Origin of the sequence: Shewanella metallivivens (genome assembly GCF_028750675.1) — a bacterium.
In the GTDB taxonomy this organism is placed as follows: Bacteria; Pseudomonadota; Gammaproteobacteria; order Enterobacterales; family Shewanellaceae; genus Shewanella; species Shewanella metallivivens.
This window is the reverse complement of the sequence record NZ_JAQQPZ010000006.1, coordinates 92,237-107,055: the sequence shown is the minus strand read 5'-3', so window position 1 is coordinate 107,055 and position 14,819 is coordinate 92,237. Positions and strand designations below refer to the sequence as shown.

Sequence of the window (14,819 nt, the reverse complement as noted above, 5' to 3'; positions counted from 1 at the left end):
TCGCTTTATTATTTTGAAATTGAAAAAGGCAGTCGTAATGCAATTATATAATTTAAAACACCCGTCACAGGAAGTAAATTTCAGCCAAGCTGTTCAGTTGGGGTTAGGTAAAGACAGAGGGCTGTTTTTCCCAAAGACAATTCCGGTATTAGCGGATGTCGATGCCTTATTAGCGCTGCCTTTTGCTGAGCGAAGCAAAAAAGTATTGGGTGCTTGGCTCGCAGATGAGCTAGGGCAGGAGAGTGTTGATAAACTCGTTGATAATGCGTTTACCTTTGATGTTCCCCTTGCGAATGTTGATGATAAACGCGCTTGTTTAGAACTGTTTCACGGGCCAACATTAGCTTTTAAAGACTTTGGCGCTCGCTTTATGGCTCAGTGTGTCAACTTACTTGCAGGTGATAAAAAACTGACCATTTTAACTGCAACCTCAGGTGATACTGGTGCTGCGGTAGCAGATGCATTTTATGGTTTAGATAAAGTCAATGTGATGGTGCTTTATCCAAAAGGTAAAATCAGTGAGCTACAAGAAAAAATGTTTACTACCCTGGGCAAGAATATTCATACAGTGGCAGTCAACTCAGATTTTGATGCCTGTCAGCACCTTGTTAAGCAAGCATTTGACGATACTGATATTCGTGAAGGTTTAGCGTTAAACTCTGCTAATTCAATCAATATTAGCCGTTTGCTAGCCCAGATTTGCTATTACTTTGAAGCCGTTGCTCAAGCGAAAAAAGCGGGCAAATATGACATTGTTATGTCAGTGCCAAGCGGTAATTTTGGCAATTTAACCGCCGGTTTATTTGCCAAAGCAATGGGCTTACCGATTAAACGTTTTATTGCTGCAACTAACAGTAATGATACCGTGCCGCGTTATTTACAAGATGGCGCATGGCAACCACATAAAACAGTGGCAACGATGTCAAATGCCATGGATGTCTCTGAACCAAGCAATTGGCCGCGCGTTGAAGCGATTTGTGAGCAAATGGGCTGGCCGCTATCGTTAGTAACGGGCGTAGCGTTATCCGAATCTGAAACAACTTCAGCATTAGCAGAGCTCTATCAACTGGGTTATCAGTCTGAACCTCATGCCGCTATTGCTGCGCAAGCATTAACCCTAGGGTTAACGGGTGACGAAAGTGGTATCTTTTTGGGGACAGCGCACCCCGCTAAATTTAAAGATGTGGTTGATCAACAATTAGCGATCGATTTGCCTTTACCTCCAGAATTAGCCGCTGTAGTTGAGAAACCCATATTATCTGCAGAATTAGACGCCGATTTTGAGCGGCTGAAAACTCATATGTTTTCTTTATTAAAATAATGTCTTAGCTCTTTTCTAACACCTAACACGCAACAGGGTTGTGGTTAGGTGTTTTTTTATATTCAAATATTATGATCTTCGTCATACCTCATTATGTGTATCTCAGTGTAGATTAGTAAAAGTGCTAAATTTGACTATTATTTATACATAGAGTGTCTTGTAACTAGATGACGGGAGAAAGTTATGTTGCAACGTTTAATGCGCGATCATAAACATATTGCCATTTTGTTGAATATTCTTTCAAATAAGTTGACTCGATTGGCTGATGGAAACGGGGTGAATTTTAATCTTGTTAGAGACATTGTTGAGTACATGCAAGGTTATGCCGAACATAGCCACCATCCACTTGAAGATATTATTTTTGATTACTATAGCAATAAAGCGGGTTTAGCTAACTGTGGTCAGCTGTATAACGAGCATCATCGTTTGGCGGAAGCCTCTGGCTCACTTATTTATAGTTTGAATATGATTTTGTCTGATGTGGTGATTTCTCGTGAAAAGCTAATTAGCGATTTGCGCGATTATATTCAGCTACAGCAGCTTCATATGGAATATGAAGAGCGTGAGATTTTCCCCAAGTTTGTGCAAACCTTCGACGATAAGGATTGGGATAGAGTAGCGGTATTATGCCAACAACGATTAGTCGATGACCCTTTGTTCAACGACAATGATAAATCGATGTTTGAAGAATTACGGGCTTACATCGAGAAAGCTGAAAATACCATATAAATGATACTTATTTGTTTATAACAAAAAGAGCGCTAAATGCGCTCTTTTTATGTGATGTTAGCTACAATCAAAGATTGAGCAGTATGATTAGAGAACTAACGTATTAACATCAAAATCGAATGAATTATCGATATCTTGTAATTCCTTGAGCAAACGCTGTTTATCTTTAATGGCTTCAATCTCACGCCATTTGCGTTTTTTGGACGAGCTTTTTGAGCGGCTTGGTCTTTCAACAACTTCGTCTAGCGCACCACCATAGTCTAATCGATCCATGGTAACCTCCCTTGTTATTATGATGTCTCAACAAATAAGTATCATATTTCAACTATAGGGTGCAACACTTGTGTTGCATTTACGTTACTAAAAAATCACGATTTAGTGAATTGAAGGAACTAAAAAAACAAAAATGCCGTTCAAACAAGTTGAACGGCATTTTTAAGTAACCGCGTCTTATCGGTTCACTCTAGCTGGCTTTTATAGCTTACCTTGGCGATATAAATTGACCAAAGCATTGCTTGAGCTGTCAAGTTCTGTTGCATCTTTGTCCGCACCAATGCGTTCTAGTACATCATTACCTAACTGTTTACCCAGTTCGACACCCCATTGATCAAATGAGTTAATTTGCCATATCGCACCTTGCACAAATGTGCGGTGTTCATATAGCGCAATTAATGCACCTAATGTAGTAGGGGTTAGTTTATCCATTAATAAGGTATTGCTTGGTTTATTACCTGACATCACCTTGTGTTTGGCGATCAGCGCTTTTTGTTGCTCATCAAGTTTGCTGTTACTGAGCTCTGCTAATGCTTCTTCAAACGTACGACCTTGCATCAATGCTTGAGTTTGTCCAAAGCAATTTGAAGCTAATTGATCATGATGCTCACCCAAAGGATTGTGGCTTTGAAGTGGCATGATAAAGTCAGCAGGGATTAAGGCTGTGCCTTGATGCAGTAATTGGTGATAAGCGTGTTGACCATTGGTGCCTTCGCCGCCCCAAATCACTGGGCCAGTACTGTAATCTACATCAGTGCCATTTAAGGTGACTGATTTGCCATTACTTTCCATGTCAAGCTGCTGGAAGTAGGCTGGTAACCCACGTAAATAATGATCATAGGTTAAAATGACATGCGACTGTGAACCATGGAAATTACCATATAACACAGACAGCATAGCCATAATCACTGGCATATTTTGTGGTAAAGGCGTATTGGCAAAATGCTCATCCATTTGGTGGGCACCGTCAAGTAAGGCTTTAAAGTTATCCATACCGACTAATAGCGCGATAGGTAAACCAATCGCCGACCATAAAGAATATCGTCCACCAACCCAGTCCCACATTGGGAAAATGTTGTTAGCATCCATTCCAAACTCAGTTGCTTTAGCAACATTGGATGTCACAGCGACAAAATGCTTTGCAATATCTTGCTGTGTCGCGCCTTGTGCTAAGAACCAGTCCTTAGCACTTAAGGTATTTGTCAGTGTTTCTTGAGTGCCAAATGACTTTGATGACATGACAAATAAGGTTGTTTCTGCATTAAGGCCTTTAAGCTTTTCACAAATCGATGTCGCGTCAACGTTGGCGACAAAGTGGCAATTAAGCCCTGCATGCCAATAAGGTCTTAACGCTTGAGAGACTATCTTAGGTCCTAGGAATGAGCCGCCAATACCAATGCTAACAACATCAGTGATGGCTTTACCTGTGTAGCCTTTCCATTGCCCTGATTGAACAGACTCTACAAACCCAGCCATTTTAGCCAGTGTTTGTTGTACTTCAGGAACGATGTTTGTGCCTTCAGCAATGATTTCTTGTTCCGCTTTACTGCGAAGAGCGGTGTGAAGCACAGCACGGTGTTCAGTGTTGTTGATCACATCGCCATTAAACATTGCTGCGATTTTATCTGTTAAGTTGGCTTCTTTTGCCAGTGCAAAAAGCAGCTCAAGCGTGTCATTGTTGATGCGATTTTTAGAATAATCTAAAAACAGCCCACACGCCTTAACACTCATTTGATCAAAACGTTGTGGGTTTTGAGCAAACAGTTCGCGCATATGAGGCAATTGACTTGTGTGAGCTTGCAGTGCCTTCCACGTAGTACTTTGAGTGAGTGTGGTCACGAGTAAAGTCTCCTACTGTTTAGCTTAATTTTGCTTTTAACATAACTTCGAGTTTGCCCTGATCGATGGCAAAGTTACGAATACCTTCTGCTAACTTGTCAACAGCCATTGGATCTTCATTAAAATCCCAACGGAATTGTTCTTCAGTGAGCGCAGTTGGCGCAGCAACAGTTGAGGTAGCTGCCACTAATTTACGGCTAATTGTCACATCTGTGTTAGCTAATTCTTCAAGTAGTGCAGGGCCAATGGTTAAACGGTCGCAACCGGCTAATTCGATAATCTCACCGATGTTTCTGAAGCTCGCACCCATGACAACAGTGTCATAGCCATGCTGCTTGTAGTAGTTATAAATTTCGGTCACTGAAACCACACCAGGATCCGTTTCAGCGGTATAATCTTGACCTGTGTCTTTTTTATACCAATCTAAAATGCGGCCAACAAAAGGCGAAATAAGGTATACGCCAGCTTCAGCACACGCTCTTGCTTGAGCAAAACTAAAGAGTAAGGTTAAGTTACAGTTGATGCCTTCTTGTTCTAGCTCTTTTGCAGCGCAAATACCTTCCCAAGTCGAAGCCAACTTAATAAGAATGCGTGACTTATCAATACCCGCTTCTTGGTAAAGTTTAATGAGTTTATGTGCTTTATCAATTGAGCGTTGTTTGTCGAATGATAAGCGTGCATCAACTTCTGTAGAGATACGTCCAGGTACTAATTTTAAAATTTCAACACCGATGTTCACAGCCAGTTTGTCGCCAGCATCTTCGATTTGTTGCTCAATGCTGCTGCTTTGTGTTTTAGCCCAAGCAATCGCGTCATCAATAAGTGGTGCGTATTCTGGAATCTGAGATGCTTTTAAAATCAACGATGGATTGGTCGTGGCATCTTCAGGCTGGTAACGCTTAATTGCCTCTATGTCGCCAGTATCAGCAACGATGGTAGTGAATGACTTGAGTTGCGCGAGTGTGTTGGCCATGGAAATTTTCCTCTCGATAAGCAATTAATATAGATCTATACCTTTATTAGAAGCGATTTTAGGGATTATTCCAACTTAATTTGTAAAAAAATTACGAAAAAGCCCATTATTTTCGCTCAAATTTAATTGATATTGTTGCTAAACAGACAGAATTGGTTAACCAAGCTGAACTTGATTGATAATTCAGAAAGCGCAACGTCAGTGATAATCACTGTTGTATTGGTTTTTAGGTTGTTCTGAAAATAAAAAAGCCGCTGCAAGCAGCGACTTTTAAGTCTAGCGTATTATTTTGACTATTAACGCATTACTGGACGTTTTTCTGTGCCAGTCACAATCGCTTCAATGCGACGGTTTACACGGTTTGCTTCAGCTGAACTACCTTGCATAACAGGCTTAGTTACGCCATAGCCTACAGAGCTGATACGGCTAGAGCTGATGCCATATTTAGTGTTTAATGCATTTGCTACTGCAACAGCACGACGCTCAGAAAGCTTCATGTTGTATTCTGCTTTACCTACGTTAGACGCATGGCCTTCGATAGATACAGTGTGTTGTGGGTATTTGTTTAAGTGGTCTGCTAGTTTTTCTAAATCAGCAAATGAACCTGCACGGATTTCAGCTGAATCATTAGCAAATAAAATACCACCTAGGTCATACTTAGATGTTACGTTTTCATAAACAGTACAACCAGTAGCATCTACTTTGTGAGTCATTGGAGTGTCTGCACATTTGTCGATGTTGTTTGTTATGCCATCTTTGTCATCATCGCCAGGTGCGGCAACAACAGCGGCAACAACTGGTGCAGCAGCAACAGGTGCTGGGCTCGCAGTACCAAAACGGTAGCTAAGTGCTAAACCCCAGTAGTTGCTTTCCATTTTAAGGTTATCTAATACGTCAGCATCCATGTTTTCATAGCGACGGTACTTTGCTTGTAATTTTAGGTTGTCAGTAAAGTTATAACCAACACCTGCACCAACAAATAAACCAACACCTGAATCACTCAAGTTTGCGCCGTTAATTTTTTTGTCGTTTTCTAGAAGATAGCTGTAAGTACCTACTTCAGAAGAAAGGCTCCACTTGTCAGCTAATGGATAAAAACCAACAACACCAACGCTAACACCGGTAGCACCAACGTCATACATGTTGCCGTTAGTACCAGTCCATTCTGCGTTGCCTAGATCACGGTAACCAACTTCGATACCGATGTTTTCGTTAAATAAATAGCCACCAAACACATCCCATGCATATGGGTCATCGTCACCACATGTCAATGCGTTGTCGCAATTCTGTTCGTAATCGTTAATGCCTAAACCACCACCAATATACCAAGGAGTCATTTCTTCAGCGGCAGAAGCTGCAAAAGGCAACATTGAGGTGAGTAATACTACTTTTAATGTGTTCTTCATCATAATTTTTAGTCCATTGTTATTTTACTCCACCATACATGCATGTAACGGAGTTGTTAGGGTCATGCATTGCTGACACTTAGTGTGGTGATTCTTTGTATTTTAGCCAGCGGCGCAATTATGGTCTGTAATTAGATGTTTTTCTATAGTAAAAAGGATTAATTTTTTGTAATGGTCAATATAAAGGCACTGTTATAAAATTGACTTTTTAACAAAATATCTTTTTAAAACAATGGTTAGCGTGGTTTGTTTTGGCGTGTGAATGATTGGCGAACAATAGTAAATATAACCTTTATTTTTTAACAAGTTAATCTAATACACTTCAAAAATGTCGTTTTTCTGACGCTGTAGATACAAAAATACGCCTTTACGGCGTATTTTTGTTAGCTAACTGACTGAATTAACGAGTCCATACCCAGTTTTCAATTTCTTCAGGGTCTACACCGTTGGCTTTAATGTAGTTCTTGTGATCAACCAAGCGTTGTAACATGTCTGTTGTAATCGCAACATGTTGAGTTTCATCAATCACACCTTGTTGGAACAACTTATAAGCCATATCAATCACTAGGTGGTAACGAGAAGTACCGTTACGTACGCCCATATCGAATGGAGTAGTGGTTGAACCTTCTTCTTCGTAACCCTTAATACGGAAGCGACGGTTGCCTTTATAGTCAAACACTAATTTTTTAATGGTGTTTGGATAACCGTGATAGTTAAATACCACGCCTTTGTCTTGAGTGAAGACTTCGTCCATCATCCAAGGTTTACTTTGGAATTTAAGGCTACCTAAACCGCTACTGTGAAGTTCTGATACACTCACAAAACGAATGCGTACTCTTGGTAGTATTTCACGAATTAATACTAATGAAGCCATACATTCTTGTGTTGCATAATCACCACACCCTGCTAGTACAACATCTGGGTTCTCGTCAGAGGCAAAATCCCACACCATGATGCCGTCTTTAGCTTGTTTACGGGCTTCTTCTAATGACAACCACTGCGGTAATGACTTTTTACCCGCAACAATAATGTTTAATTTGTCTCTGTCAGCATATGCGCGTTCGGTATAAACCAAGGTACTGTTAGCATCCGCTGGTAAATAGGCAGAGATAATATCTGGGTGCTTTTCTAACATGGCACCAAGGAACGATGGATTCTGGTGAGAATAACCATTGTGATCTTGGCGCTCTAATAGCGATGACAGTACTACGTTACATGCAGGAATAGGCTTACGGAAGTGAATGCCTTGACTCGCATGCACATATTTACAGTATTGGTCAGCCATTGAAGATACAACTTGTGAGAATGCCTCATAAGTAGGGAACATGCCGTGGCGACCTGTTACGGTGTAACCGTGTAGCATACCGAAAAGTAAGTTTTCTGATAATAGCTCAATGACACGGCCATCACGAGACATGTCTTCATCCCAGCTTTCAATTGGCCACTGCCAAGCGCGGTCTGTTTCTTCAAATACAGCTTGTAACTGGTTTGAATAGGTTTCATCAGGGCTGAAAATACGCAAGTTTCGTTGGTCACGGTTCAATTTGAATGCATCACGCATCCATTGACCCATTTTTAACATTGAATAACCGCGTTGACCACGTGGTGTTTCTGCACCGTACCCTAATTTCGCTAAATCTGGATTGGCTAGGGCACGAACCACTTCTCCACCATAGCTTAAACGTTGGCGACCACAACACAGATCTTTTGGTGGCATTAACGACATGATGTCTTTATCAAAAACTAATTCACCTGTTTCAGTTGTTTGCACTAACTCTTCAAACTTGTAGCTGGCTAACCATGCATCAAGTGCGGCAAGGTGGCCTTTATCTTTAGCGCAGTTATTGACAATAACTTGGTGCGATTCACAGTTACCTTCGAGTTTTTTACCATCGTATTCAGATGTACCAGTCCAACCTTTTGCTGTGCGCATTAAAATCACAGGCCAACGAGGTTTGACAACATCTTCGCCAGAACGTGCACGGCGCTGAATGTCATTAATCATGTCATATGATAAGTCCATTGCTGCTGTCATTTGTTCAAAGATGTCAGTGTCTAGCTGGTCATCAACAATAATTGGATGATAACCCAAACCACGGAACTCAAGATCTAATTCCTCATGGCTCATCCGTCCCATGCGTGTCGGACCTGAAATCTTATAGCCATTGATATGTACAATTGGCAGTACTGCACCGTTGTTAGCTGGAGAGACTAAACGGTTTGCATACCAAGACGCGGCTAAAGGACCTGTTTCTGCTTCACCATCGCCAATTAAGCAGGCTGCGATAAGGTTTGGATTATCAAGTACTGAGCCCCAAGCAACCGAAAGTGAATAACCTAACTCACCACCTTCTAGGATTTGTCCTGGTGCTTCAGGGTTGGCATGTGAAGGATATCCATACGCAGCAGAGAATTTTTTACAAATGTCTTCAATACCGGTTTCGGTATAAGGAATCGTTTCTGGATAGAAGTGGCTTAATGAACCTTCAACAAATAAGTTAGCTTGTACTGCTGGGAAGCCATGACCAGGGCCAACAAGATAAATAAATTCACGCTTATGTTTAACAATTAAACGGTTAACATTGGCATAGACGAAGTTGATACCAGGGCAGGTACCCCAGTGACCAAGAAGACGTGGTTTGATATCTGTGTGCTGTAAAGGACGTTTGTATAGAACGTTTTGCTTTAGATAAATTTGTGAAGTAGCAAGGAAGTTGGTTGCTCTTACGTATTTCTTTAGCGCGGTGATCTCATTTGAGTTAGCCATAGTGACCTCGGTTAAAAGTGAAAATATTTAATTAACTTTCTTGGAGAACACTGTATTCGTAATTTACTTACAATAATGTGGCCTTTATCTAATTTTTACGCATTATTTTTACGCCTTGATCGCACTTTTTGAGGTTTTAGTGCTAATAGCTTGAAATTTAATAACGATTCATTGGTGTTTTATAAATAGAGCATTAATTAGAGAAGTGGTAAAGTGTGATGGTGCTCACTTGTGGGTTTTGTTTTAATTGTGTTGCCTTCACGTGTTATCTGCTTTAACAAAACCGCTATTAGATAACATGGTTTTAGCATTCAAGCTCTCCGGCAAACAATACCTATGAATCAACATACTTTAGCTTTTATAATGTTTAATTAACTTTATGCGCAACACGTTTTACGCAAAGCAGTTTGCACAGTGACGTGCTTAGTCTGTTTATGTCGATATAAATATTCAGGTATAAATCTGAAACAGAAAAATAACCTTATAACGGGGAAGATAAATCAATATGGCAATGTTAGAAACGATTGTTAACTTCATGAACAGCCTACTATGGGGCAAATTATTGGTATACGGTCTGGTTGGTGCGGGTCTGTTTTTTACCATACGTCTTGGCTTTATTCAGGTAACGCACTTTGTTCATGGTATTAAAGTCTTAGCCATCAGTCGTCGCCCTGGTAAACATGGTCTGTCATCATTTCAGGTGTTTTGCACCAGTATGGCTGCCCGTGTCGGTGCAGGTAACATGGCTGGTGTCGCTGTTGCAATTGGTACCGCAGGCCCCGGTGCAGTATTCTGGATGTGGGCGATTGCCGTACTAGGTATGGCAACAGCGATGATTGAATCGACTTTAGCCCAGGTTTATAAAGTGAAAGACTCTGATGGGCAGTATCGAGGCGGTCCTGCTTATTATATGGAAAAAGGCTTAGGCCAACGTTGGATGGGGATTCTGTTTTCATTCTTCTTAATTTTAGCTTTTGGTTTAGTCTTTAACGCCGTTCAAGCCAATACGATTACTGGTGCTATGACTCAAGTCTTTGGCTTTGACCCGTTATATATTGGTATTGGCATTGTTATTTGTAGCGCGTTCGTTATTACTGGTGGCTTGAAGAAAGTCGCTAAAGCCTCTGAATTAATTGTGCCAGTGATGGCTGTTGCTTATATCGCCATTGCGTTTGTGGTGGTGGCAATGAATATTGAAAAGCTTCCCGATGTATTTATGTTGGTGATAAATAGTGCATTTGGCTGGCAAGAAGTGGCCGCAGGTGGTATCGCATATAGTGTTGCACAAGCAATGCAAGCTGGTATTGCCCGTGGTCTGTTTTCAAACGAAGCTGGTATGGGGAGTGCCGCTAACGTTGCTGCAAGTGCCTCACCCAATCCTAATCACCCAGCATCGCAAGGTTTTGTGCAAATGATGGGGGTGTTTGTTGACACTATCGTGATTTGTACCGCCACCGCTGCGATTATTTTATTATCAGGTGATGCCGCAGCAGGTTCAGACGGAATTGCGAAAACCATTAGTGCTTTAACCAGTCACGTTGGTGATTGGGGCGGAGCATTTATTGCTTTTGCGATATTGCTGTTCTGTTTTACCTCTATTATTGCGAACTATTCATATGCTGAAACTAATGTGATGTTTTTGTCTGGTAACAGTAAAAAAGCGTTACCAATTTTCCGTTTAGTGGTTTTGGGTATGGTGATGTTTGGTTCAATGGCTAAAATTAGCCTAGTGTGGGATTTAGCGGATGTATCGATGGGATTGATGGCGATTGTTAACTTGGTGGCACTGGTGTTGTTATCTGGTTTAGCCGTTAGAGTTATTAACGATTACCGTGAGCAAATTGATGCGGGTATTGATCCTAAGTTCGACACTAGCAAGTTTCCTGAATTAGCCGAACAGTTAGAAGAGAAAATTTGGCCTAATTCCACTGAAACAGTCAAAAAATAAAATTTTCCTATTAAGATAATCGAAAAAACCATGTCATTGCGGCATGGTTTTTTTATATCAGTCCAGTATCATAAAGCTATGATTTTATTTGGAGCGAACTTATGCTGGTTTTAATTTCACCTGCAAAAACATTGGATTTTGAAAATCCTCCAATCACTAATACATTTACTCAGGCTCCTTTATTAAAGCACAGCCAAGAATTGATAGAAGTTTGTCGCGAATTAACCCCAATGGACATTGCCAGCTTAATGAAGGTGAGCGACAACATTGCAGGGTTAAACGCCGCGCGTTTTGCCGATTGGCAGCCCCCTTTTACTCTTGATAATGCTAAGCAAGCCATTTTTGCATTTAGAGGAGATGTTTATACAGGGTTCGATGCTGATCATTTATCTAAGGCGCAAATTGACGCTAGCCAACAGCATTTGCGCATTTTGTCTGGTTTGTATGGTTTGCTCAAACCGCTTGATTTAATTCAGCCATATCGTCTAGAGATGGGGACTAAACTGGCCAATCCTAAAGGTAGCAATCTTTATGCTTTTTGGGGAGAAACCATAACCGAAGAAGTGAATAAAGCATTAAAAGAACAGGGCGATGATATTATTGTCAACTTAGCATCAAACGAATATTTTAAGTCGGTTAAGGTTAAACAACTTGCTGGAACGCTTATTACCCCAGTGTTTAAAGACTGTAAAAAGGGCCAATTTAAGGTGATTAGCTTTTATGCTAAGAAAGCCCGCGGTTTGATGGCTCGTTATATTGTCGATACCCAACCTAACAGTATCGAACAACTGACCCAGTTCGATCTTGATGGCTACTACTATAGTGAAGAGCAATCTACACCCACTGAGCCCGTTTTTTTACGTGCTGAACAAAGTGAGTGAGCCGTTTAGGTTTATCCTTGGTAATAATAAAGCCCTCAACGAAACATGTCGTTGAGGGCTTTTTAAACGTTATTGCACTTGTATTTTTAGTGTTGTTGTTCTTTTTGCTTTAGCGGTCTTAAATCAATCTCAGATTGTGCCATCATGTAAGCAAACTGCGCATAGGCGGCAGCACTTTGCGCGAGCTTTTTAGGATCAATTTTATCCAAGGTGTCATTAGGTGTGTGGTGATAATCAAAGTAATCAGTACCATCTTGTCTGAGCGAAGCCACAGGCACGCCTAAGGCTGGTAATATTGATACATCTGGGCCACCTGAAGCGTCGTTGTTGCCGATTTCAACACCAAATAAGGTCATGGCAGAGTGTTCTTGTTTTACTCGCTCATAGGTTGCAGGGTTAACGTTAAAGTCAATTTGATAGACTGGACCGGCGCCAAAATCTGATTCTGCAGCAATATAATGTTTATCGAGTTCGTCTGCATGCTGCTCAGCATAAGCTTTCGCACCTACGATGCCGACTTCTTCAGCGGCAAATAACACTACCCTGATTGTACGAGCAGGTTTTTGGGGTAAATCTTGGATCAGTTTGGCGGCTGTAGTCACAATGGCAACACCCGCACCATCATCAATTGCACCTGTGCCTTCATCCCAAGAGTCCAAATGAGCGCCTATTAATACAATCTCATCAGGCTTGCTGCTGCCTGTCACCTCAGCAATCACGTTATATGATGTGGCTATGCCTTGGTTTTCAGAGGTCATGTTTAATGACAGTACTACTTTAGGATCACGCTTTAGCATGGCATTGATTAAATCAGCATCTGGGTTTGACATTGCTGCAGCAGGGATTTTAGGCACACCTTCTTGGTAGCGCATCATACCTGTGTGCGCCATTCTGTCATGGTCGGTACCAATAGAGCGGATAACAATCGCCACAGCGCCTTTTTCTGCTGCGGCAATCGCCCCTCGAGAACGGCCGCCAACGGACTCTCCGTAGCCTTTACCGGTAATGTGGCGTTCGGTTTTATGGTCGATAAAGACAATTTTCCCTTCAATGCGCCCTGGAGAGGCATTGGTTAACTCTTCTAAACTTTCAAAGCGCACAATTGGGGCTTGAATACCATTAACTGGTGTTGCAATACTGCCCCCTAGAGCGGTAACCACTAAAGGTTGTTCATAAGGCGATACAACACTCGCGTAAGCGGTACCGCGCGACCATGCAGGTACCTGAACAGACTCTTTGTACACTTTATCAAAACCCATTAACCACAATTTTTCCATGGCCCATTCAACGGCGACGATGTCTTTTTCTGTGCCAGAGAGTCTTGGACCGACTTCAACGGTAAGCGACTCAACAATGTCATAGCTCAAACGTGATGATAATGCTTGTTTAGCCAGTTGTTGGCTAATTTGAGCATCATCTGAGTTATTAATAACTACTTTGGGGGCGGAAGGTTGGGTTGGCAATATATTTTGGCAACCAACAAGTGCGACAAAAATGGCGCCGACGAGGCTGGCTGTTTGATAGTGTTTCATGAGTTTCCTTTGATTATTTTAGCTAAGTCTCATTTTTTAAAACAATCTACCAAAAAGTGTGCTTTATGTCCCGACTCTATTTGTAAGGGAACGCTATATTAGAGCGGGGTTAGATTAGGAGAACATACTCGTGATGAATATAGAAAAAATGCAGCAGCAAGCAGATCATGCAGTAGTGTTGCTAAAAGCATTAGCAAATGAACGTAGATTGTTTATTTTGTGTCACCTTCTTAATGAAGGTGAAATGTGTGTCGGAGAGATGAATAAAAAATTAGGGCTAAGCCAATCGGCTTTATCTCAACATTTGGCATGGCTTCGGAAAGATAATTTAGTGTGTACTAGAAAGGAAGCACAAACGGTTTTCTATTCATTGAAGAGTGATGAGGTAAAAGAGCTGATCCAAGTACTAAACAATATGTATTGTCATTAATACCACCTCACGAACGTCTTAATGAAAACTCATTAAGACGTTTCGCGTTTTGCCTATACATTCCATAACATTCAACGGATTTTATGGCGCAATAATCAATTGATCTCATCGTAAGTATTTTACCCATTCCACTCATTATCGGGTCATTCAGCGGGAATTCTTGTCTTCTAGGCGAGTAATAGGATGGTAGGTATAGTTGTCGAGCACATTATGCCCTCAAAAGGAGGCTGCCGCGAATACCACACTGATAATTTTAGCTAAAAGAGCACATTCTAATGCGTATTGGTATTATGTTACCGTAGAATTGGGGTTGGCTAAATTTAAGGTATAAAAAAACCGGCCTAAGCCGGTTTTTTAAAATCTTAAATCGTAAAAATTAAGCAACTAATGCTTTGATTCTTGCGTTTAAGCGTGCCTTTTGACGAGCGGCTTTATTCTTATGAATAAGACCTTTAGTCGCCATACGGTCAACAATTGGTTGTGCAGTAGCGAATGCTTCTGTAGCCGCTTTATGGTCACCGCTTTTGATAGCAGCGATAACTTTTTTAACGTATGTACGTAACATTGAGCGACGGCTAGCGTTATGCTGACGACGCTTTTCAGACTGAAGCGCGCGCTTCTTTGCAGACTTGCTATTAGCCAAGGTGCAACTCCTAAAAACTGGATTTGATACTTTTAAAGGCCGAGGAATATGCCTGCTTTTTATCGTCTTGTCAACGA

The 14,819-nt window shown here is 41.2% G+C and carries 12 protein-coding genes; 5 read left to right on the top strand and 7 right to left on the bottom strand.

Annotated features, from left to right (window positions below):
- Nucleotides 1–37: 37 nt before the first annotated feature.
- Nucleotides 38–1,321 (top strand): threonine synthase, encoded by a 1,284-nt coding sequence (gene thrC, locus PQR79_RS09870; RefSeq protein ID WP_238102650.1) that lies wholly within the window; start codon nucleotides 38–40, stop codon nucleotides 1,319–1,321.
- Between the two features lie 183 nt (nucleotides 1,322–1,504).
- Nucleotides 1,505–2,050, top strand: a complete 546-nt coding sequence (locus tag PQR79_RS09865; protein WP_238102651.1) for a hemerythrin domain-containing protein — start codon at nucleotides 1,505–1,507, stop codon at nucleotides 2,048–2,050.
- 87 nt (nucleotides 2,051–2,137) lie between these two features.
- Here the strand turns inward: PQR79_RS09865 and PQR79_RS09860 are convergent, their stop codons facing one another.
- From PQR79_RS09860 to PQR79_RS09840, 5 genes are all read right to left on the bottom strand, one after another.
- Nucleotides 2,138–2,323: a DUF3545 family protein gene (locus PQR79_RS09860; protein ID WP_238102652.1), complete on the bottom strand. Its 186-nt coding sequence runs from the start codon at nucleotides 2,321–2,323 to the stop codon at nucleotides 2,138–2,140.
- Between the two features lie 201 nt (nucleotides 2,324–2,524).
- Nucleotides 2,525–4,162, bottom strand: a complete 1,638-nt coding sequence (pgi, locus tag PQR79_RS09855; RefSeq protein ID WP_238102653.1) for a glucose-6-phosphate isomerase — start codon at nucleotides 4,160–4,162, stop codon at nucleotides 2,525–2,527.
- Between the two features lie 19 nt (nucleotides 4,163–4,181).
- On the bottom strand, nucleotides 4,182–5,135 hold the full coding sequence (gene tal / locus PQR79_RS09850) for a transaldolase (protein ID WP_238102654.1): 954 nt from the start codon (nucleotides 5,133–5,135) through the stop codon (nucleotides 4,182–4,184).
- A 296-nt stretch (nucleotides 5,136–5,431) separates the two neighbouring features.
- The gene (locus PQR79_RS09845) at nucleotides 5,432–6,544 is read right to left on the bottom strand and encodes an OmpA family protein (RefSeq protein WP_238102655.1); all 1,113 of its coding nucleotides are present in this window, start codon (nucleotides 6,542–6,544) and stop codon (nucleotides 5,432–5,434) included.
- A gap of 397 nt (nucleotides 6,545–6,941) precedes the next feature.
- Nucleotides 6,942–9,308, bottom strand: coding sequence for a phosphoketolase family protein (locus PQR79_RS09840; RefSeq protein ID WP_238102656.1), 2,367 nt, complete (start codon nucleotides 9,306–9,308; stop codon nucleotides 6,942–6,944).
- Between the two features lie 511 nt (nucleotides 9,309–9,819).
- On the opposite strand from PQR79_RS09840, the gene PQR79_RS09835 reads away from it, so the two are divergent.
- Nucleotides 9,820–11,256 (top strand): alanine/glycine:cation symporter family protein, encoded by a 1,437-nt coding sequence (locus PQR79_RS09835; RefSeq protein ID WP_238102973.1) that lies wholly within the window; start codon nucleotides 9,820–9,822, stop codon nucleotides 11,254–11,256.
- Nucleotides 11,257–11,357: 101 nt separating this feature from the next.
- Complete coding sequence (gene yaaA / locus PQR79_RS09830) at nucleotides 11,358–12,137, top strand: peroxide stress protein YaaA (protein ID WP_238102657.1); 780 nt, start codon at nucleotides 11,358–11,360, stop codon at nucleotides 12,135–12,137.
- 86 nt (nucleotides 12,138–12,223) lie between these two features.
- On the opposite strand, the gene PQR79_RS09825 is transcribed toward yaaA, so the two are convergent.
- Nucleotides 12,224–13,669, bottom strand: a complete 1,446-nt coding sequence (locus tag PQR79_RS09825) for a M20/M25/M40 family metallo-hydrolase (RefSeq protein WP_238102658.1) — start codon at nucleotides 13,667–13,669, stop codon at nucleotides 12,224–12,226.
- A 133-nt stretch (nucleotides 13,670–13,802) separates the two neighbouring features.
- On the opposite strand from PQR79_RS09825, the gene PQR79_RS09820 reads away from it, so the two are divergent.
- Nucleotides 13,803–14,099: an ArsR/SmtB family transcription factor gene (locus PQR79_RS09820; RefSeq protein WP_188739374.1), complete on the top strand. Its 297-nt coding sequence runs from the start codon at nucleotides 13,803–13,805 to the stop codon at nucleotides 14,097–14,099.
- A gap of 376 nt (nucleotides 14,100–14,475) precedes the next feature.
- Here the strand turns inward: PQR79_RS09820 and rpsT are convergent, their stop codons facing one another.
- Nucleotides 14,476–14,742 (bottom strand): 30S ribosomal protein S20, encoded by a 267-nt coding sequence (gene rpsT, locus PQR79_RS09815; protein WP_160053085.1) that lies wholly within the window; start codon nucleotides 14,740–14,742, stop codon nucleotides 14,476–14,478.
- Nucleotides 14,743–14,819: the final 77 nt, after the last annotated feature.

What these genes read in the sequence shown, in the direction of transcription:
- PQR79_RS09860 (WP_238102652.1), bottom strand. Translation starts at nt 2,323, where the DNA reads ATGGATCGATTAGACTATGGTGGTGCGCTAGACGAAGTTGTTGAAAGA.
- PQR79_RS09865 (WP_238102651.1), top strand. Translation starts at nt 1,505, where the DNA reads ATGTTGCAACGTTTAATGCGCGATCATAAACATATTGCCATTTTGTTG.
- tal (WP_238102654.1), bottom strand. Translation starts at nt 5,135, where the DNA reads ATGGCCAACACACTCGCGCAACTCAAGTCATTCACTACCATCGTTGCT.
- yaaA (WP_238102657.1), top strand. Translation starts at nt 11,358, where the DNA reads ATGCTGGTTTTAATTTCACCTGCAAAAACATTGGATTTTGAAAATCCT.
- thrC (WP_238102650.1), top strand. Translation starts at nt 38, where the DNA reads ATGCAATTATATAATTTAAAACACCCGTCACAGGAAGTAAATTTCAGC.
- PQR79_RS09840 (WP_238102656.1), bottom strand. Translation starts at nt 9,308, where the DNA reads ATGGCTAACTCAAATGAGATCACCGCGCTAAAGAAATACGTAAGAGCA.
- PQR79_RS09825 (WP_238102658.1), bottom strand. Translation starts at nt 13,669, where the DNA reads ATGAAACACTATCAAACAGCCAGCCTCGTCGGCGCCATTTTTGTCGCA.
- PQR79_RS09845 (WP_238102655.1), bottom strand. Translation starts at nt 6,544, where the DNA reads ATGATGAAGAACACATTAAAAGTAGTATTACTCACCTCAATGTTGCCT.
- PQR79_RS09820 (WP_188739374.1), top strand. Translation starts at nt 13,803, where the DNA reads ATGAATATAGAAAAAATGCAGCAGCAAGCAGATCATGCAGTAGTGTTG.
- PQR79_RS09835 (WP_238102973.1), top strand. Translation starts at nt 9,820, where the DNA reads ATGTTAGAAACGATTGTTAACTTCATGAACAGCCTACTATGGGGCAAA.